This is a genomic window from Pseudonocardia broussonetiae, assembly GCF_013155125.1.
Lineage (GTDB): Bacteria > Actinomycetota > Actinomycetes > Mycobacteriales > Pseudonocardiaceae > Pseudonocardia > Pseudonocardia broussonetiae.
In genome coordinates this window covers 38,612-56,706 of sequence record NZ_CP053564.1, presented here as the reverse complement: position 1 = coordinate 56,706, position 18,095 = coordinate 38,612, and the positions used below count along the sequence as shown (strand labels likewise).

The following is an 18,095-nucleotide window of genomic DNA, read 5'->3' as shown; positions in this document are numbered from 1 at the left end:
GATCTCCTGAAACGAGTAGCAGGCCAGAGCGACAGAGCTCTGACCTGCTACTTTCGGTGCGCCGTCAGGGACTTGAACCCCGAACCCGCTGGTTAAGAGCCAGCTGCTCTGCCAATTGAGCTAACGGCGCCTGCCTCGCGCCCTACCGCCCGGCGCCGGAGAACCTTAACAAGGCCGATCCGGTGTCCGTGCGGCGGGGTCCCGCGGCATGGGGTGAGTGACGGGACTTGAACCCGCGGCCCCCTGGACCACAACCAGGTGCTCTACCAGCTGAGCTACACCCACCATGCGTTCCCGACCGCGGCCGGCAACTCGTCCACCCTACCGCGGCGTCGCGGGCGCCGGACCACGGGGGGCGAGGGCGGCCGCGACGGCCTGGGCCTCCTCGGTGGTCGGGCCGGGCTGGGGGACGAAGAGGGTGCCGCGGTAGTAGGCGAGCTCGCGGATCGACTCCTCGATGTCGGCCAGCGCCCGGTGCGCGAGGCCCTTCTCCGGCTTCGCGTAGAACACCCGCGGGAACCAGCGTCGGCACAGCTCCTTGAGCGAGCTGACGTCGACGAGGCGGTAGTGCAGGTGGGCGTCGAGCTCGGGCATGTCGCGGGCGAGGAAGCCGCGGTCGGTGCCGATGGAGTTGCCGGCCAGCGGGGCGGTGCGAACGTCGGGCACGTGCTCGCGGACGTAGGCCAGCACCTGCTCCTCGGCCTCGCGCAGCGTCACGGTCGAGCGCCGCACCTCCTCGGTCAGGCCGGAGCGGGCGTGCATCTCGCGGACGACGTCGGGCATCCCGGCGAGCGCCGACTCGTCGGCGTGGATGACGACGTCGACGCCGTCGCCGAGCACGTTCAGCTCACCATCGGTGACCAGGCAGGCGATCTCGATCAGCGCGTCGCGCTGCAGGTCGAGCCCGGTCATCTCGCAGTCGATCCACACCAGACGATCGTTCACCCCGCCACCCTAGGTGACGTGCGGCGACCGGGCAGGACGCCGTGCGGCGCGTCGCCGGGCGTCACCCGGGCGCCGCTGTCGGAGGGCCCCGCTAGGGTTCGCCGCGTGGGGAATGACACCGCAGCACAGGAGATCGCGTCCGGGTACGCCACCGAGGGGTCGGCGCTGGAGCTGGGGGCGGTCGTCGTCGACGGTGTCGTCGACCCGACGGCGCGCGTGCGCATCCCCTTCGCCACGCTCAACCGGCACGGTCTCGTCGCGGGCGCCACCGGCACCGGCAAGACGAAGACGCTGCAGGGGCTGGCCGAGCAGCTGTCGAACGCGGGCGTGCCGGTGCTGCTGGCCGACGTCAAGGGCGACCTGTCGGGCATGTCCAGGCCCGGCGAGCCCGGGCCGAAGATCGACTCGCGGGCGCACGACACCGGAGACGACTGGACGCCCACCGCGTACCCCGTCGAGTTCCTGAGCCTGGGCGGGTCGAGCTCCGCGGTGCCGATCCGGGCCACGATCACGCAGTTCGGGCCGATCCTGCTGAGCAAGGTGCTCGACCTCAACGACACGCAGGAGTCGACGCTCGGGCTGATCTTCCACTGGGCCGACAAGCGGGGCCTGCCGCTGCTCGACACGAAGGACCTCCGCGCGGTCATCCAGCACCTCACCTCCGACGAGGGCAAGGCCGACCTCAAGGGCATCGGCGGCGTCTCCCCGGCCACGGCGGGGGTGATCCTGCGGGCGCTGGTCAACCTCGAGGCCCAGGGCGGGGAGGACTTCTTCGGCGAGCCGGAGTTCGAGCCGTCCGACCTGCTGCGCCTGGTCGACGGCCCCGACGGTCCTCGCGGCGTCGTCACGCTCCTGGAGCTGGCCGACCAGGCCGCCAACCCGCGCCTGTTCTCCACGTTCCTCATGTGGCTGCTCGCCGAGCTCTACGAGGAGCTGCCCGAGGCCGGCGACCTCGACAAGCCCAAGCTCGTCTTCTTCTTCGACGAGGCGCACCTGCTGTTCAACGACGCGTCCAAGGCGTTCCTGGAGCGCATCGAGCAGACCGTGAAGCTCATCCGGTCCAAGGGCGTCGGCGTGTTCTTCTGCACGCAGCTGCCCACCGACGTGCCCAACGCCGTGCTGAGCCAGCTCGGCGCGCGCATCCAGCACGCCCTGCGCGCCTTCACGCCGGAGGACCAGACGGCACTGAGCAAGACGGTGCGCACCTACCCCAAGACCGAGCACTACGACATGGAGAAGGCGCTCACGTCGCTGGGCACCGGCGAGGCCATCGTCACCGTGCTGTCGGAGCGCGGCGCCCCGACGCCCGTCGCCTGGTCGCGGATGCGCGCGCCCCGCTCGCTCATGGCGGCGATCGGCGAGGACGCGGTCACGGTGGCCGCGAAGGGCTCGCCGCTGTTCGGCAAGTACGGCACGACGGTCGACCGCGAGTCGGCCTACGAGAAGCTGACGGCCCGGATCGCCGAGACCCCGCCGCCGCCCGCCCCCGCCGACGACGCGCCCGCGCCGCGCGCCCGCGAGGAGCGCCCCGAGCCCGGGTTCGTCGAGAAGGCGTTCGCCTCGCCCGTCGTCCGCTCGTTCCTGCGCTCGGCGGCCAGCGCGCTGGGCCGGGAGATCACCCGGGGGATGTTCGGGACGCGCCGCCGGCGCTGAGAGCGGTCAGCCCGGCACCAGCGCCTCGACCTCGTCGGCCACGGCCCCGGCGCCGTCGCGCGACCGGATCCGCGCGCCGACGGCGGCCGCCGCGGCCCGGTGCGGACCGTCGCCGAGCAGGGACGTGATCGCCGCGGCGATCACGTCGGGCGCGCTGTCCGGCCGCAGCGCCCGCCCGGCCGCCGCCGCCTCCACGGCCGCCCCGAGCATCGGGTGCACGAGGTCGGGGTGCCCGGGCAGGACGAGCACCGGCAGGTCGTTGGCCAGCGCACGCAGCGTGGTGTCGTGCCCGCCGTGGCCGACCAGCAGGTGGGCGCGGGCGAGGACGTCGGCGTGGTCGAGGCGGCGGTACAGCGTCACGGTGTCCGGCGACCGCAGCGCCTCCCCGTCGACCCCGTCCCCGATGCCGACGACGGCCTGCCCGCCCCACGCGCCCAGCCCGTCGAGCACCCGTTGCAGCAGCTCCTCCTTGCCCGGGTAGGCGCCCGCGCCGAGCGCGACGGCGACCAGCGGGTCGGGCTCGCGCGCCGGGGGCCGCAGCCGCCCGACGACCGCGCCGGTGTGCACCGCCCCGTCGGGCAGCGGGCCGTCGAGGTCGGGATCGGTGGCCACGAGCACCCGCGCGGCCCGCGCCCACAGCGTCGCGGGCCGCAGCCGCCGCAGCCGCGTGGCGAGCCCGACGGGACCGCGGGCCCAGCGCCCGGCGAGGTAGCGGTGCAGCGTGGGCATCAGCACGGCGGTCGGCAGGCCGGAGCGCTCGGCCTCGCGCAGGGCGGTGAGGCGGCCGGCGTCGACGAGCACGACGTCGGGCCGGCGGCGCACGAGCTCGGCGCGGACGTCGAGACCGGCCCCCGGGTCCATCGCCAGCGCCACCTGCGCGGCCAGGAACCGGTTCGCGGGCACGGTGCCGGTCAGCTGCGCGGCGTGGGTGTACGCGGCGAAGCCGAGGCCGGCTCCGTGCACGTCGGCGTAGCGGTCGGCGTGGTCGAGCACGCGCACGTCGTGGCCGCGGCGCAGCAGCTCGGCGCCGGTGCCCAGCGCGGCCGGGCCGCCGCCGATGATCAGGATGCGGGCCATCGGGCGTCCTCCGGGCGGGAGAGCAGGAACGGGGTGAGCAGCCGGGGCACGGCCGCGTCGGCGAGGGCGACGCCGTCGGCCGCGGCCACGTCGAGGACGGTGTAGCCGCCCTGGCCCGCGGCCGTCACCGCCTCCACGGTGACGACGCCGGCCCGGCGCTGGAACGGGCTCTGCCGCACCGTCCAGCCGATCACGCCGTCGCGCTGCAGTGCGACCGTGCCGCGGACCAGCGACCCCTGCCGCGTGACGAGGTGGCGGGCGGTGAGCTCGTGGCCGAGCTGGCGGTAGCGGTCGAGGCCCAGCAGCAGCGCCGCGGGGAGCAGCAGCAGCGACAGCGGCCCGGCCCAGCCGGGACCGAACGCGAACAGGCCCGCGCACACCACCGCGGCGGGCACCAGCGTGCGGGTGAGCCGGCGGGTGCGCGCGGCCGGGGGATGACGCCGCAGGACCGCACCGGTGATCTCCGCGGGGTGCTCGCGCAGGGCGGCGGCCGCGACGCGGTGCGCCTCGGCGCGCGGCGCGGGCGGCAGCAGCGCGCCGCCCTGGGCGTCGCCGGACAGCCCCGTCGACAGCGCCCGGCACTGCGCACCGCGCCCGGCCCGCAGCAGGATCGGCTCGACGACCTCCGCGCCGCGCAGCCGCTGCTCGGCCACCGACAGCGACCGCCGCGTGAGCAACCCCCGCTTCACGCGCAGGGTGCCGTCGGGCTCGCGGGTGAGCCGGTAGTCGTACCAGCGCTCGGCGTAGAGCAGCAGCGCGCCGACCACGGCCAGCACCAGCAGCACCGCCACCACGACGAGCACGCCCGCCCAGATCGGGGCGCTCGCGAAGCGGTCGGCGGCGTCGTCGACGGCGCCGATGTCGCGGGGGTCGACGCCCAGGTCGTCGACGAGGTTGAACACGGTGGCGCCGATCGCGCCGATGCCGGCGACCGAGGAGAACGTCAGCGGGGCGAAGCGCAGCCACGACCAGTCGAGCCGGGCGAGCAGCTCGCTCGGCGGGGCCGCCTCCTGCGGGGCGACGGGGCCGGAGCGGTCGAGCAGCTCGCGGCGCAGGAGGTCGGCCTCGCCCTTGCTGACGGCGTCGAGGCTCAGCCCGGCCGCCTCCAGCGGCGACCCCGACGCCGCCCCGACCTGCACCACCGACAGCCCGAACACGCGGTGCAGCAGCCGGGCGGTGAGGTCGACGGTGCGGATGCGGTCGCGCGGCACGGAGCGGCGCTGGCGGCGCAGCCAGCCGGTGTGCAGCTCCACGCGCTCGGGGGTGATCCGGTAGCGGGTGGTGCGCCAGCGCACGATCCCGGCCAGCACGACGAGACCGGCGGCGCCCAGCGCGATCCACACCCGGACCGGGTCGCCGGTGCCGCCGGTGACCAGCAGGATCACGACCAGCGGCAGCAGCCGTCCGAGGCTGCCCAGCGGTCCGACGACCAGCATCCGCGCGTCCAACCGTCGCCACGGGGTGGTGATGACGGCGCTCCCGGTGTCCGTCACGTCGCATCACCCGGCGTGGCCTGCGTCGTCTCGGTGAGGGTGCGGGCGAGCTCGGCGGCGTCGCGGGCGTCCAGGCCGGCGATCTTGACCGCGCCGCGGGCCGACGCCGTCGTCACGGTCACCGTCGCCAGCTTGAGCAGCTGCTGCAGCGGGCCGTGCTGCGTGTCGACCGTCTGCACCCGCGAGATCGGCGCGATCCGCCACTCCCGCACGAGCCATCCCGACAGCGTGTAGACGGCCTCGTCGGTGATCTCCCAGCGGTGGATGCGGAACAGCAGCCGCGGCACGACGAGCAGGTAGGCGAGCACGAGGACGCCGGTGACCGCGAGCGTGACGCCCCACGCGGTGGCGCCCGTCGTCACCAGGAGGACGACCTGCGGCGCGGCCAGCACCACGAGCCACGGCAGGGTCCGCAGCTGCCACCAGCGGACGGCCCGCGGGTTCACCTGGTGCGCCGGCGGTCGCAGCGGCGGGTCGACGGTCATGGGTCGAGTCTGCCGATGATCGGCACCCGGCGCCCGACCCGGGGCCTCGCCCAGGACCGGCTGCTCAGGGCAGGGGGGTGACGGCGGTGGCGTGCAGCGCGACGAACGGCAGCGCCGCCACGCCGCACGAGGCCGGGCGGGGCTCCGTGCCGGGGCGTTCCGAGACCTCGACGGCCCACCGCCGCCCCGACGGCCCGTGCACGATCACGGTGCCGGGACGGGCGAGGGGGTCGAGCGTGAGCGCGTCGGCGTCGCGCAGGCCGGTGGCGTCGCGGACGGCGAGCTCGGCGACCTGCCCGGCCGCCGACCACGTCGACCGCCCCCGGCTCAGCCCGGTCTCCACCTCGCCGAGTGCGGCGGCCTTGCGGGCGGAGATCGCGGTGGCCGGGTCGAGGCGGCCGTAGAGGTAGCCGGTGGGCAGCACGAGCGCGGTCGGGGCGAAGCGGTGCCCGCCGAGGTGGCTGCACTCCCAGACGTCCGGCTCGCCGACGGCGGTGACGGCCAGCGCGAGCGTGCGCCCGTCGACGGCGCAGCAGCGGTCGCGGCGGCCGTGCGTGCAGACCAGCAGCAGCGGGTCGTGCAGCGTCTCGCCGGGCAGCGGGCCCGTCGACGGCAGCGGCACGGCGCCGAGCTCGCGGGGGCCGGCGACGGTGAGCTGCGTGGCGCGGGTCGTGCCGGGTGCGGTGTCGGCGAGGACGACGCGGGTGGGGCCCGCCGGTTCGCGGCGGCCGGGGCGGCGGATCAGCAGCGGCCGCCAGCCCGCCGCCGACGCCCGGGCGGCGAACCCGGCGATCGACGGGTCGGGGTGCGCGTTGATGTCGCGCGGCCAGGCGCCGCGGTGCTCGAGCGCCACCCAGCGGGCGGCCTGGGGGGCCGTGCCGGCCAGCGGCTCGTCGACCGCGCGGGCCAGCACCGCGCAGCGGCCGTGGGCCGCCGGGTTCGCAGCCGGCGTCATCGGTGGAGGGTAGCGTAAGGCTGTCCTAACACGCTCGGGTGAGCCCCGTCACCCGGCCAGCTCCCTGTGGACGACCTTCCCGGTCGCGTTGCGTGGCAGCTCGTCCAGGAAGACCACGTCCCGGGGGACGGCGAAGCGGCTCAGCTCGGCCCGGACCCACTCGCGGACGGTGTCGGCGTCGACCGTCGCACCCGGTTCGAGCACGACGTAGGCGGCGAGGCGCTGCCCGTACTCGTCGTCGTCGACGCCGGTGACGGCCGCCTCCCGCACCTCCGCCCGCGCGACGATCAGGTCCTCCACCGGCCCGGGGTGCACGTTCTCCCCGCCGCTGACGATCATGTCGTCGCCGCGACCGGTGAGGTGCAGGCGCCCGTGCTCGTCGACGCGGCCGACGTCGCCGGTGCCCATGAGGTCGCCGTGGCGCTCCACGTCGGCGCCCTGGCGGGTGTAGCCCTCGAACGGCATGTCGTTGCCGACGAACACCCGCCCCTCGACGCCGGGCGGCACCTCGTCGCCGTGCTCGTCGAGGACCTTCAGCCGGGTGCCCAGCGGTGCACGGCCCGCCGTGCCCGGGGCCGCGCGCAGGTCCTCGGGCCCCGCGATGCTCACCCAGGAGACCTCGGTGGAGCCGTAGAGGTTGTAGAGGCAGTCGCCGTAGCGGTCGAGGAACGCGGTGGCCATGCCCGCGGGAAGCGCCGACCCGCTGACGGCGACGACCCGCGCCATCCGCCCCTCCAGGTCCTGCTCCAGCAGCCGCTGCAGCATCACCGGCACGGCGAACACGGCGTCGCAGCCGCCCGCGATCTGCAGGAACCGCTCCGGCTCGTACTTGCGCGCCAGCACCACCGGCGAGCCGAGCAGCATCGCGATCTGCAGCGCCGCGTGCCCCCAGGTGTGCAGCAGCGGCGCGGCGATGTGCACCGGCTCGCCCGCGCGCAGCGGGATGGAGCCGAGCACCGCGGCGATCGGCGCGAGGTTGTGCGGCGGCGGGCGGCGCGCGCCCTTGGGCGGGCCGGTGGTGCCGGACGTGAGGACGATCGTGTGGCCGGCGGGCGGGCGGAACGGCAGGGGGTCGGGGCCGCCGCGGGCGATCAGGCCGGAGAGGTCGCGGACCACGCGGCAGCCGTCGGGGAGGTCGGTGAACTCGTCGTCGGCGAGGAGGGTGTGCACCCCGAGCTCCTCGACGACCGCCGCCCGCTGACCGGCCGACATCCCCGTGTTGAACAGCACGACGTCGGCGCCGAGCTTGCCCGTGGCGATCTGGACCTCCACCGGGCCGCGGTGGTTGCGGCACAGCACGCCGACCCGGGTGCCGGGGCCGACGCCGTCGGCCGCCAGCGCCTGCGCGATCCGGTCGGTGCGCTCGTGGAGCTCGCCGAAGGTGAGGCGGCCGTCGTCGTCGAGGATCGCGGGGCGGTCGGGGTGGCGGGCGGCGCCGGCCTCGTAGCCGGCGGTGACGGTGAGCCGGTAGCGGAGTGCGGCCGTCGCCATGCGGGCCAGGCGGTCGGGCCGGACGGGGCCGATCAGCCCGGCCCGGTTCAGCTCGCGCAGGGCCACGGCGGAGCCGACCGCCTCGTCCGCCACCGCGCGCACACCCGTCCACACCCGCTGCACGACCATGGTCGAGATCCTGTCAGCGGGGAGGGGTGGATGCAGCCCCCGGCGCCTCGACGCTCCGCGCCCCCGCCGCCCGCCCGCCCCGCTGCCGCCCGCCCCGCCCGCCCCGCCCGCCCGCCGCGCCCGCCCGCCGCGCCCGCCCGCCGCGCCCGCGCGCCCGCTGCCGCCCGCGCCGCTGCCGCCCGCGCCGCTGCCGCCCGCGCCGCTGCCGCCCGCGCCGCTGCCGCCCGCGCCGCTGCCGCCCGCGCCGCTGCCGCCCGCGCCGCTGCCGCCCGCGCCGCTGCCGCCCGCGCCGCTGCCGCGTGCGCCCTCCCTCGCGTGCGCCCCTCGCGTGACAGTGGAGTGGCTTTACTGGCGCCCAGTGGCAGTAAAGCCACTCCACTGTCATCGGGGGCGGAGCGGGCGGGGGCGGGCGCGGCGCGGCTGTTCCTTCGCTGTCGGGAACTCGTGCGTCTCCGGCGGAACCGGCGGCCTCCCGGATCCGTCTGTTGCGCATCCGATCCGAGGAGGACCCGTGTTCCCCACCGACGCGACCGCGTTCCTGGCCGACATCGCCGACGACAACACCCCCGAGTTCTTCGCCGCGCACCGCGGGCGCCACGCCGAGGCGGTCGACGCCCCGATGCGCGCGCTGGCCGCCGCGCTCACCGAGGAGTTCGGGCCGATCCGCGTGCTGCGGGCGCAGCGCAACCGCCGCTTCCGCCCCGACCTGCCGCCGTACCGCACCGACGCCGGCATCGTCGGCACCGTGGGCCGCGCGTTGCTGCTGTCGGCCACGACGTTCACGGTCTCGGCCGGGCCCTGGCGCTTCGACCCGGGGCAGCGCAGGCGGTACCGCGCGGCCGTGGGCGACGAGCTCGCCGGCCTGCTCGACGGCTGGACGCTCACCTCGCCCGCGCTCACGGGCCTGCCCCGCGGCGTCCGCTCCGACGCCCCGCACCTGCGCCTGCTGCGCCTCGACGGGCTGCAGGTGGCCCGGTCCTGGCCGGTCGGCGACTGGCTGACGACCGACGCGCCGCTGGAGCGCGTGCGCGAGACCTGGCGCGCAGCCGCCCCGGTGCTGGCCTGGCTCGACGAGCACGTGGGGGAGGCGGAGCCGGTGGAGCCGCGGCCGCGAGCGGCGGCCCCGACACAGGCGGAAGCGGCGGTCGCGCAGCCGGCGGAGGCGGCGGGCTGAGCGCGCCGCCCCGCCGGCCGGCACAGAGGCGGCTCGCACACAGGTCGCGGGGCTCGCACACAGGGCCGGACCTGTGTGCGAGCCCCGGAGAGTGTGTGCGAGCGGAGCGGCGGGGCGAGCGCGGGCGAGCGGCGGCGAGCGGGGGCGGGGCGTGAGCGAGTGGGGGGCGCGGGCGAGCGGGGGTGGGGGCGTGGGCGAGCGAGGGGGCACGGGCGAGCGGGGGCGGTGGGGCGAGCCGCTACCGCGTCACCGCCCGCAGCGCCGCGTCCACCACCACGTCCGCGTAGGCCGGGTCGCGCGGGCCCGACGGCGCGAACAGCACGTGGCTCAGCACCGCCCCCGTCACCAGCTCCAGCAGCAGGGTGGTGGGGGTGCCCTCGGGCAGCTCGCCCCGCCCCACCCCCCGCCGCACGATCTCGCGGGCGGCGAGCAGGCGGCTGGAGTTGAGCGTCTCGGTGAGGCCGGCGAGCAGGTCGGGGTGCACGCGGGCCTCCATCGCGGCGCGCAGCGTGACCAGCCCGGCGGCGCCGGTGTAGCCGTCGAGGAGCTGGCGGGCGAGCTCGGCGAGGTCGCCCCGCACCGAGCCCGTGTCGACCGGCACCGGCAGCGGGCTGCGCACCTCCAGCGCCTCCACCAGCAGCGCGGCCTTGCCCGACCAGCGGCTGTAGAGCGCGGCCCGCCCGACCCGCGCGCGCCGGGCCACGGCGTCGAGCGTGAACCCCGCCCAGCCCGTCTCCCAGTACACCTCGAGCACGGCGTCGTGCACGCGCCGCTCGAGGTCGGGATCGCGGGGACGGCCACGGGTCACGTTTACGGACACTACCTGTCTGTATTAACGTCCGGCCCGTGAGTGTGGACGAACGATGGCCCGTGCTGGTCGGGGTCGGGCAGCTGCGGAGCAACCGGGAGCGCACGGTCGAGGGCGCGCGGGAGCCCCTGCCCCTGATCCTCGACGCCGTGCGCGCGGCGGCGGCCGACGGCGGCGTCGACCTCACCGCCCTCGACTCCGTCCTCTCCGTGCACGTCGCCAGCTGGGCCTACGACGAGCTCGCGGCCCGCGTCGCGCGCGAGGTCGGGGCGGCGCCGCGGCACGTCGTCGACACCACCGTCGGCGGGCAGCGCCCCGCCGAGCTGCTGGAGCTCGCGGCCGCCCGGATCGCGGCGGGGGAGTCGCGCGTCGCGCTCATCGTCGGCGGCGAGTCCCAGGCGTCGGTGCAGGCGCTGTGGAAGGTGGGGATCGACCCGGCCGACCACGGCTGGAGCGCGACGCCCGGCGGGCCGCCGTCGTTCGAGGCGAGCGGGCTGCGCAGCGAGGCGATGGCGCGCACCGGCCTGATCCTGCCGACGCGCGTCTACCCGCTGTTCGAGAACGCCCTGCGCGCCGCGCGCGGCGAGACGCCCGAGCAGGCCGCGCGCGCGTCGGCCGAGCTGTACGCGGCGTTCTCCCACGTCGCGGCGGCGAACCCGGCGGCGTGGAACCCCGAGCCGCGCACTGCCGACGAGATCGGCACCGTCGGTCCGGGCAACCGGATGGTGTGCGAGCCGTACCCGCTGGCCGTCAACGCGATGCCGCACGTCGACCAGGCCGCGGCGGTCCTGGTGATGTCCGCGGCCGCCGCGCGCGAGGCGGGCGTGCCGGAGGACCGGATGGTGTACGTCCGGGGTGGCGCGGGCGCCCACGACGCCGTCGACGTGCTGGCCCGCCCCCGCTTCGACGCCTCGGCCGCGCTGTCGGACGTGCTCGACCGCGCGCTCGCGGGCGTCGACCGGCCCGACCTCGTCGACGTCTACAGCTGCTTCCCCGTCGTGCCCAAGCTGGTCGGCGCGCACCTGGGCACCGCCCCTCCGGTGGGCGTGACGGGCGGGCACTCGGCGTTCGGCGGGCCGCTGTCGAGCTACACGCTGCACGCGCTCGTCGCCGTCACCGGGCACCTGCGCGCCCGCCGCGGCACCGCGCTCGTGCACGGCAACGGCGGCTACCTCACCCACCAGCACGCGCTCGTCGTCAGCACGACGGCGCAGGACTACGCGGGCGATCCGGAGCCGCGCGACACGGCGCAGCCCGGGCCGCCGGTGGCCGGGAGGGTCGACGGGGAGGTGGTCACGGTCGAGACCTCGACGGTCGAGCACGGCCGCGACGGCGCCCCGGCGCAGGCCTGGCTCGTGGCGCGGACGGCGTCGGGGGAGCGGTACAGCGCGGCGACGGCTCCCGGCGACGCGGCGAGCGCGCGGGCGCTGTCACTGGAGCACGGCGAGAACGTCGGGCGCGCGGTCCGCGCGACGACGAAGGGGGAGTTCGTCGTGGTGGAGGACCTGTGAACGACCCGTGGCGCACCGACGAGCGGCAGGCGCTGCGCGCGCTCGTCGCCGATTTCACGACCCGCGAGATCGTGCCGCACCTCGCCGACTGGGAGCGCGACGGCGAGGTCCCGCGCGCGCTGCACCGGAAGGCGGCGGAGGCCGGGCTGCTCGGCGTCGCGTTCCCCGAGGAGGTCGGCGGGGGCGGCGGCGACGCGATCGACGGGTTCCTCGTCGCCGAGCAGATCATCCTGTCCGGCGGCTCGGGCGGGCTCGTCGCGGCGCTGCTGACGCACGGGATCGCGCTGCCGCACATCGTCGCGGCGGGCGACCCCGACCTGGTCGACCGGTTCGTGCGCCCCACGCTGGCCGGCGAGACGATCGGCGCGCTGGGGATCACCGAACCCGAGGGCGGTTCCGACGTCGCCGGCATCCGGACGCGGGCGCGGCGCGAGGGCGACGAGTACGTCGTCGACGGGGCGAAGCTCTACATCACCTCCGGGGTCCGCGCCGACTTCGTGACGACCGCGGTCCGAAGCGGCGGTCCCGGGCACGCGGGCGTCTCGCTGCTGGTGGTGGAGAAGGGGACGCCGGGGTTCACGGTCTCGAAGAAGCTCGACAAGACCGGCTGGCTCTGCTCGGACACCGCGGAGCTGTCCTACGCCGGGGTGCGGGTGCCGGCAGGGCACCTCGTCGGCGCGGAGGGCACCGGGTTCCTGCAGATCGCGCAGCAGTTCCAGAGCGAGCGGCTCTCGCTGGCCGTGCAGGCCTACGCCACCGCGCAGCGCTGCGTCGACCTCACGAGCACCTGGATCCGGGAGCGCGAGACGTTCGGGCGGCCGCTGTCGTCGAGGCAGGTCGTGCGGCACCGGATGGCGGAGACGGCCCGGCAGATCGACGTCGCGCGGGTCTACACGCAGACCGTCACGACCCGCTGGCTGGCCGGGGAGTCGATGCTGATGGAGACGGCGATGGCGAAGAACACCGCCGTCGCCGCGTGCGAGCACGCCGTCTACGAGTGCGTGCAGCTCCTGGGCGGGCTGGGGTACATGCGCGAGCACGAGGTGGAGCGGCACAGCCGGGACGCCCGGCTGCTCAGCATCGGCGGCGGCACGACGGAGATCATGAACGAGATCATCGCGAAGCTGCTGGGCTACTGACCCGTGAGTGGGTACGAGTGCTGGAGCACTCGTATCCACTCACGGGGGTCAGCGCGCCCGCCAGTACCCGGTCGCGTAGACGGCGCGGCGGTCGAGGCCGCGCTCGTCGAGCAGGTGCTTGCGCAGGTCCTTGACGCACGCGCTCTCGCCCGAGAGCCACGCCTGCCCGCGCCCCGCCGGGAACTCCGCGGCGCGCACGGCCTCGGCCAGCGGGACGCCGGCGTCGCGGTCGCCGCGGTGCACCCACGTGACGCCGTCGCCGAGCCCCTGCTCCTCCGACGCGTCGGCGACCTCGAGGAACACGAGAGCGGGCACGCCGCCGGGTAGGGCGTCCAGGACGGTCGCGACGGCCGGCAGCGCGGTCTCGTCGCCGATGACGACGTGGAAGTCGGCCGTCGGGTCCGGGACGTACCGCCCGCCCGGCTCCGACACCGCCACCCACGCGCCCGGCTGCGCCTCGCGCGCCCACGCGGCGGCCGGGCCGTGGCCCTCGTGCAGCACGAAGTCGACGTCGAGCTCGTTGGCGCCGGCGTCGAAGCGCCGCACGGTGTAGGTCCGGATCGCCGGGCGGGCCTCACCGGCCGGCCACACCGGCCCGCCCGACGCGGCCCGCGGCACGGCCGGGCGCTCCTGGCCGGGGACGGGGAAGAACATCTTGATCCGCCGGTCGGGACCGTCGCCGCCGAAGCCCGCGAGCTCGTCGCCGGTGAGCGTCACACGGATCATCCGCGGCGTGATGCGCGTGCTGCGGCGGACCTGCAGGAGGCGGGGGGCGGTGGTCGTCACGCGCCCGATTCTGCCGCAAGGCCGGTCCAGACCAGGTCCATGAGGTACTCGGTGGCCTGCTCGGGGGTCACGGTCCGGGCGCTGCCGCGCCACACGGCCAGCCGCTCGCACGCCCCGACGATCACCTGCGCCCACCCGGCGAGCCGCTGCGGGTCGGCGTCCGGCGCCTGCGCGGCGAGCAGGGCGGCGATGAAGTCGGTCTGCTGCGCGCGGATGCCCTCCAGCGCCTCCCCGGCGACGGTCGACTCGCAGTAGAGCAGCGACCACTCCGGCTCGTGGCGGTCGAGGTGGTCGAAGAACGCGCGCGTGCCGCGGCGCAGCATCTCCTCCGGCGTGCTCGCCGAGGCCGCCGCGCCCGACGTCACCTCCAGCAGCTCCGCCCGCGCCCGCGAGATGCAGGCCAGGAGCAGCCCGTCCTTGGAGCCGAAGTGCGTGTAGACGACGGGCTTGGTGACGCCCACGCGCTCGGCGACCGCGTCCATCGACGCGTTCTGGTAGCCCCGCTCGCTGAACACGGCCACGGCGGCGTCGAGGATCTGCTGCTCGCGCTCCGCCCGCCCGACCCGGCGTCGGGGGACCCGTGCTGTGGTCACCGGCGGACCCTACCGCAGGTAGGTTACCCGTGGTAACTTACCGCCGGTAACACCTACCGGGAGGACGAGATGACCGATCAGACAGTGGACGTGGCCATCGTCGGCAGCGGTTTCGCCGGGCTCGGTGCGGCCGTCACGCTGGCCGAGGCGGGGCGCACCGACGTCGTCATCCTGGAGAAGGGGAGCAGCGTCGGCGGCACCTGGCGGGACAACACGTACCCGGGCTGCGCGTGCGACGTGCAGAGCCACCTCTACTCGTTCTCCTTCGCCCCCAATCCCGACTGGACGCGCACGTTCGCGCGGCAGCCGGAGATCCGCGCGTACCTCGAGTCGGTCGTCGACCGCTACGACCTGCGCGGGAAGCTCCGCTTCGGCCGCGAGGTCACCGCGATGGAGTGGGACGGCGCGCGCTGGGCCGTCACCACCGCCGACGGCTCCGTCGTGCACGCGCGGGCCGTCGTGTGGGGCACCGGGCCGCTGCACCTGCCGTCGACACCGGAGATCGAGGGCGTCGAGGAGTTCCGCGGCACCGTCTTCCACTCCTCGCGCTGGGACCACGACCACGACCTGCGCGGGCGGCGCGTCGCCGTCATCGGGACCGGGGCGAGCGCGATCCAGTTCGTGCCGCACATCCAGCGCGAGGTCGCGTCGCTGACGCTGTTCCAGCGCACCGCTCCCTGGGTGCTGCCCAAGCCCGACCGGCCCATCCCCGCCCTCGTCCGCGCTCTCTACCGACGGATTCCCCTCGCGCAGCGGATCCAGCGCTCGCTGGTCTACGCGCGCAACGAGATGCTCGTCGGCGGGTTCCTCAAGCCGGCCCGCATGAAGGTGATCGAGGCGTTCGCGCGGCTCCACCTCGACCGCACGTTCGCCGACCGTCCCGACCTCAAGGCCAAGCTGACACCCGACTTCACCATCGGCTGCAAGCGCATCCTCATGTCCAACGACTACTACTCCGCGCTGAAGCAGCCCAACGTCGACGTCGTGACCGACGGCATCACGCGCGTCACGCCGACCGGCGTCGTCACCGCCGACGGGGTCGAGCACGAGGTCGACACGATCATCTTCGGCACCGGGTTCCGGGTCGGGGAGAGCCTGCGCGACGTCGCGGTCACCGGGCGCGACGGCGTCAAGCTCGCCGACGAGTGGGCCGACGGCCCGCAGGCGCACCTCGGCACGACCGTCGCCGGCTTCCCCAACCTGTTCCTCATGATCGGCCCGAACACCGGACTGGGGCACAGCTCGATGGTCTTCATGATCGAGTCGCAGACCCGCTTCATCCTCGACGCCCTCGCGCTCCTCGACGCCCACGGCGCCACGGCGATCGACACGCGCCGCGACCGGCAGGACGCGTTCAACGCCGAGGTCCAGCGGCGGCTGCAGGGGTCGGTGTGGAACTCCGGCGGCTGCAAGTCCTGGTACCTCGACGCCCACGGCAACAACCGGACCGTCTGGCCCGGCTACACGTTCGACTACCGGCGCCGCCTCCGGAAGGTGCACCGCGCCGACCACGAGCTGGTTTCCTGACGGGGTGTTCGTCTACGCCCTCCCCATGACCACCCGCTTCCGCGGGATCACCCTCCGGGAGGGCCTGCTCCTCGAGGGCCCGGCCGGCTGGGGCGACTTCTGCCCCTTCCCCGAGTACGACGACGCCGAGGCGCGCTCCTGGTACGCCGCGGCGCACGAGGCCGCGTTCGACGGGTGGCCGGAGCCGGTGCGCGCGTCGGTGCCCGTCAACGCGATCGTGCCCGCGGTGCCGCCCGCCGTCGCGCACGCGCTGGTCGTGGCGTCGGGGTGCGGCACGGCGAAGGTCAAGGTGGCCGACGCGCCCGGTTCGCTGGCCGACGACCTCGCGCGCGTCGAGGCCGTCCGCGACGCGCTGGGGCCGGGCGGGCACGTGCGGGTCGACGCGAACGCGCGGTGGGAGGTCGACGAGGCCGTCACCGCGATCCGCGCGCTCGACCGCGCCGCCGGCGGGCTGCAGTACGTCGAGCAGCCGTGCGTGACGCTGGAGGAGCTGGCCGCGGTGCGGCGCCGGGTCGACGTGCGGATCGCCGCGGACGAGTCGATCCGCCGCGCCGAGGACCCGCTGCGCGTCGCCGTCGCGGGGGCGGCGGACGTGGCGGTGCTCAAGTGCGCGCCGCTGGGCGGGGTGCGGCGGGCGCTGGAGGTCGCGCAGGCGTGCGGGCTGCCGTGCGTGGTGAGCTCGGCGCTGGAGTCCGGCGTCGGGCTGGCGGCGGAGATCGCCCTGGCCGGGGCGCTGCCCGACCTGGAGTTCGCCTGCGGCCTGGGCACGGGGGCGCTGTTCACCGCCGACGTGACCGCGCCGCTCGTGCCGGTGGGCGGGGAGCTCCCGGTGCCCCGAAGGCCGCCCGAGCCGGAGCTGCGGGCCGGGGTGGCGGCGGAGGGGGAGCGGGTGGAGTGGTGGGAGGCGCGGCTGGCGCGCGTCCGCGCCCTCTGACCGGAAAGCCCGCGAGTCGGGGTCTGGTGGCGAGCGAGTCGGGCTCTGGTTGCGCGCAATTCGGGTGTGCGAGTCCCGCGAGTCGGGGTCTCGTGGCGAGCGAGTCGCGCTGGTCGTGCGCGGGCGGCGCCTGCGTGGAGGATCAGCCGTGACTGTGGGCCGGGCCGGCGTGATCGTCGGGAGTGTGGCGTCAGGGTCGGTCGGAGGGTCGTGGCGGCGCGGTTCCGATGATCACGGGACGTACTGCGCATCTCGTTGCTGGTCGCGCACCGCCGGACGTGCACGGAGGCGCCAGAAGGTGCGCGGCGCCGGGGGCCCGACCTGCCGATGGTTCCCGACTCGCGCGCCGTGACACCCGCGACTCGCGCGCAACGAGACCCCGACTCGCGCGCAATCAGACCCCGACTCGCGGGGGGTGCGCCGGAGGCGCCCGGCGGACCCACGGGCCCTGACCTACGGTGGCGCCATGTCGGTGATCGTCGTGGGGGCCGGGATCGCCGGGATCGCGTGCGCACGGGTGCTCACGGCGTCCGGGGTGCCGGTCCGGGTGCTGGAGCGCTCCCGCGTGGTCGGCGGGCGGCTGGCCAGCAAGCGCCTGGCAGGCCGCCCGGTCGACCTCGGCGCCGCCTACTTCACCGCCCGCGACCCCGAGTTCACCGACGTCGTCACCGCCTGGCAGCACGCCGGGCTCGTGCGCGAGTGGACCTCCGAGCTCGCCGTGCTCGGCGACGGGCAGCGGGGGAGCGCCCCGGGCCCCGTCCGCTACGCCGCCCCGGGCGGGCTGCGCAGCCTCGTCGCCGACCTGGCCACGGGCCTGGACGTGCGCCTGGAGCACGAGGTCGCCCGCGTCGGGCCGGGGCCGGTCGTCGACGGCGACCCGTGCGACGCGGTCGTGCTCGCCATGCCCGACCCCCAGGCGGCGCGCCTGCTGGGCGCGCCGTCGGACGCGCCGGAGTGGTCGCCGGTGATCTCCGTGGCGGCGGGCTGGTCGCGGCGGCGCTGGGAGCCGCTGCCCGCGGCGTTCGTCAACGACCACCCGGTGCTCACGCTCGTCGCCGACGACGGCGACCGCCGCGGCGACGGCGCGCCCGTCCTCGTCGCCCACACGACCGCCGACGTCGCCCGCGAGCACGACGCCGACCCCGACGGCGCCGTCCCGCTGGTCCTCGACGCGCTGGCGCGCCTGCTCGGCGTCACGGCCGAACCGGAGTGGACCCACGCCCACCGCTGGCGGTTCGCGAGCCCCGGGCAGGACCGCGAGGAGACCCACCTCCTGCGCGACGACGGCATCGCCTTCGCCGGCGACGGCTGGGGGAAGGCGCGCGTCGAGACGGCGTGGCGCTCGGGCACCGACCTGGGACGCGCGCTGGCCGCGCGCAGCGGCGGGAGCTAGCG

At 76.0% G+C, this 18,095-nt stretch carries 16 protein-coding genes and 2 tRNA genes; 7 read left to right on the top strand and 11 right to left on the bottom strand.

Translation table 11 applies throughout. From position 1 onward, the window contains the following. Positions 1–57: 57 nt before the first annotated feature. The 3 genes from HOP40_RS00270 to orn all read right to left on the bottom strand — a co-directional run bounded on the left by HOP40_RS00270 (position 58) and on the right by orn (position 945). Positions 58–130, bottom strand: a tRNA-Lys gene (locus tag HOP40_RS00270). Between the two features lie 79 nt (positions 131–209). After that, positions 210–285 (bottom strand) — tRNA-His (locus HOP40_RS00265). 36 nt (positions 286–321) lie between these two features. Next, on the bottom strand, positions 322–945 hold the full coding sequence (gene orn, locus HOP40_RS00260; protein ID WP_172153843.1) for an oligoribonuclease: 624 nt from the start codon (positions 943–945) through the stop codon (positions 322–324). A 105-nt stretch (positions 946–1,050) separates the two neighbouring features. On the opposite strand from orn, the gene HOP40_RS00255 reads away from it, so the two are divergent. Next, positions 1,051–2,598: a helicase HerA-like domain-containing protein gene (locus HOP40_RS00255; RefSeq protein WP_205347035.1), complete on the top strand. Its 1,548-nt coding sequence runs from the start codon at positions 1,051–1,053 to the stop codon at positions 2,596–2,598. A gap of 6 nt (positions 2,599–2,604) precedes the next feature. On the opposite strand, the gene HOP40_RS00250 is transcribed toward HOP40_RS00255, so the two are convergent. The 5 genes from HOP40_RS00250 to HOP40_RS00230 form a co-directional block, all read right to left on the bottom strand. Next, positions 2,605–3,675, bottom strand: coding sequence for a glycosyltransferase (locus HOP40_RS00250; protein ID WP_172153841.1), 1,071 nt, complete (start codon positions 3,673–3,675; stop codon positions 2,605–2,607). Next, a complete protein-coding gene (locus HOP40_RS00245; RefSeq protein WP_172153840.1) occupies positions 3,660–5,168 on the bottom strand; it encodes a PH domain-containing protein in 1,509 nt (502 codons plus the stop codon). The genes HOP40_RS00250 and HOP40_RS00245 overlap by 16 nt, the downstream gene beginning before the upstream one ends. After that, positions 5,165–5,653 (bottom strand): PH domain-containing protein, encoded by a 489-nt coding sequence (locus HOP40_RS00240; protein WP_172153839.1) that lies wholly within the window; start codon positions 5,651–5,653, stop codon positions 5,165–5,167. The genes HOP40_RS00245 and HOP40_RS00240 overlap by 4 nt, the downstream gene beginning before the upstream one ends. Before the next feature lie 64 nt (positions 5,654–5,717). After that, on the bottom strand, positions 5,718–6,608 hold the full coding sequence (locus tag HOP40_RS00235) for a sucrase ferredoxin (protein ID WP_172153838.1): 891 nt from the start codon (positions 6,606–6,608) through the stop codon (positions 5,718–5,720). A 48-nt stretch (positions 6,609–6,656) separates the two neighbouring features. Next, a complete protein-coding gene (locus tag HOP40_RS00230; protein WP_172153837.1) occupies positions 6,657–8,228 on the bottom strand; it encodes an AMP-binding protein in 1,572 nt (523 codons plus the stop codon). 511 nt (positions 8,229–8,739) lie between these two features. Here HOP40_RS00230 and HOP40_RS00225 point away from each other — a divergent pair. Continuing rightward, positions 8,740–9,402 (top strand): DUF2461 family protein, encoded by a 663-nt coding sequence (locus HOP40_RS00225; protein ID WP_172153836.1) that lies wholly within the window; start codon positions 8,740–8,742, stop codon positions 9,400–9,402. A gap of 238 nt (positions 9,403–9,640) precedes the next feature. On the opposite strand, the gene HOP40_RS00220 is transcribed toward HOP40_RS00225, so the two are convergent. Continuing rightward, positions 9,641–10,210, bottom strand: a complete 570-nt coding sequence (locus HOP40_RS00220) for a TetR-like C-terminal domain-containing protein (RefSeq protein ID WP_205347034.1) — start codon at positions 10,208–10,210, stop codon at positions 9,641–9,643. A gap of 38 nt (positions 10,211–10,248) precedes the next feature. On the opposite strand from HOP40_RS00220, the gene HOP40_RS00215 reads away from it, so the two are divergent. Next, positions 10,249–11,721 (top strand): acetyl-CoA acetyltransferase, encoded by a 1,473-nt coding sequence (locus HOP40_RS00215; RefSeq protein WP_240157436.1) that lies wholly within the window; start codon positions 10,249–10,251, stop codon positions 11,719–11,721. After that, positions 11,718–12,860, top strand: coding sequence for an acyl-CoA dehydrogenase family protein (locus HOP40_RS00210; protein ID WP_172153834.1), 1,143 nt, complete (start codon positions 11,718–11,720; stop codon positions 12,858–12,860). Before HOP40_RS00215 ends, HOP40_RS00210 begins: the two co-directional genes overlap by 4 nt. Positions 12,861–12,908: 48 nt before the next feature. Here HOP40_RS00210 and HOP40_RS00205 read toward each other — a convergent pair whose 3' ends face one another. Both HOP40_RS00205 and HOP40_RS00200 read right to left on the bottom strand, forming a co-directional pair. Then, on the bottom strand, positions 12,909–13,646 hold the full coding sequence (locus HOP40_RS00205; protein WP_172153833.1) for a siderophore-interacting protein: 738 nt from the start codon (positions 13,644–13,646) through the stop codon (positions 12,909–12,911). Further along, a complete protein-coding gene (locus HOP40_RS00200; RefSeq protein WP_172153832.1) occupies positions 13,643–14,239 on the bottom strand; it encodes a TetR/AcrR family transcriptional regulator in 597 nt (198 codons plus the stop codon). Before HOP40_RS00200 ends, HOP40_RS00205 begins: the two co-directional genes overlap by 4 nt. A 69-nt stretch (positions 14,240–14,308) precedes the next feature. On the opposite strand from HOP40_RS00200, the gene HOP40_RS00195 reads away from it, so the two are divergent. The 3 genes from HOP40_RS00195 to HOP40_RS00185 all read left to right on the top strand — a co-directional run bounded on the left by HOP40_RS00195 (position 14,309) and on the right by HOP40_RS00185 (position 18,093). Further along, positions 14,309–15,766 (top strand): flavin-containing monooxygenase, encoded by a 1,458-nt coding sequence (locus tag HOP40_RS00195; RefSeq protein ID WP_172153831.1) that lies wholly within the window; start codon positions 14,309–14,311, stop codon positions 15,764–15,766. Positions 15,767–15,770: 4 nt separating this feature from the next. Beyond that, the gene (locus HOP40_RS00190; RefSeq protein ID WP_172153830.1) at positions 15,771–16,700 is read left to right on the top strand and encodes an o-succinylbenzoate synthase; all 930 of its coding nucleotides are present in this window, start codon (positions 15,771–15,773) and stop codon (positions 16,698–16,700) included. Between the two features lie 466 nt (positions 16,701–17,166). Next, the gene (locus HOP40_RS00185; protein WP_172153829.1) at positions 17,167–18,093 is read left to right on the top strand and encodes an NAD(P)/FAD-dependent oxidoreductase; all 927 of its coding nucleotides are present in this window, start codon (positions 17,167–17,169) and stop codon (positions 18,091–18,093) included. The last annotated feature ends 2 nt before the right edge of the window (positions 18,094–18,095 follow it).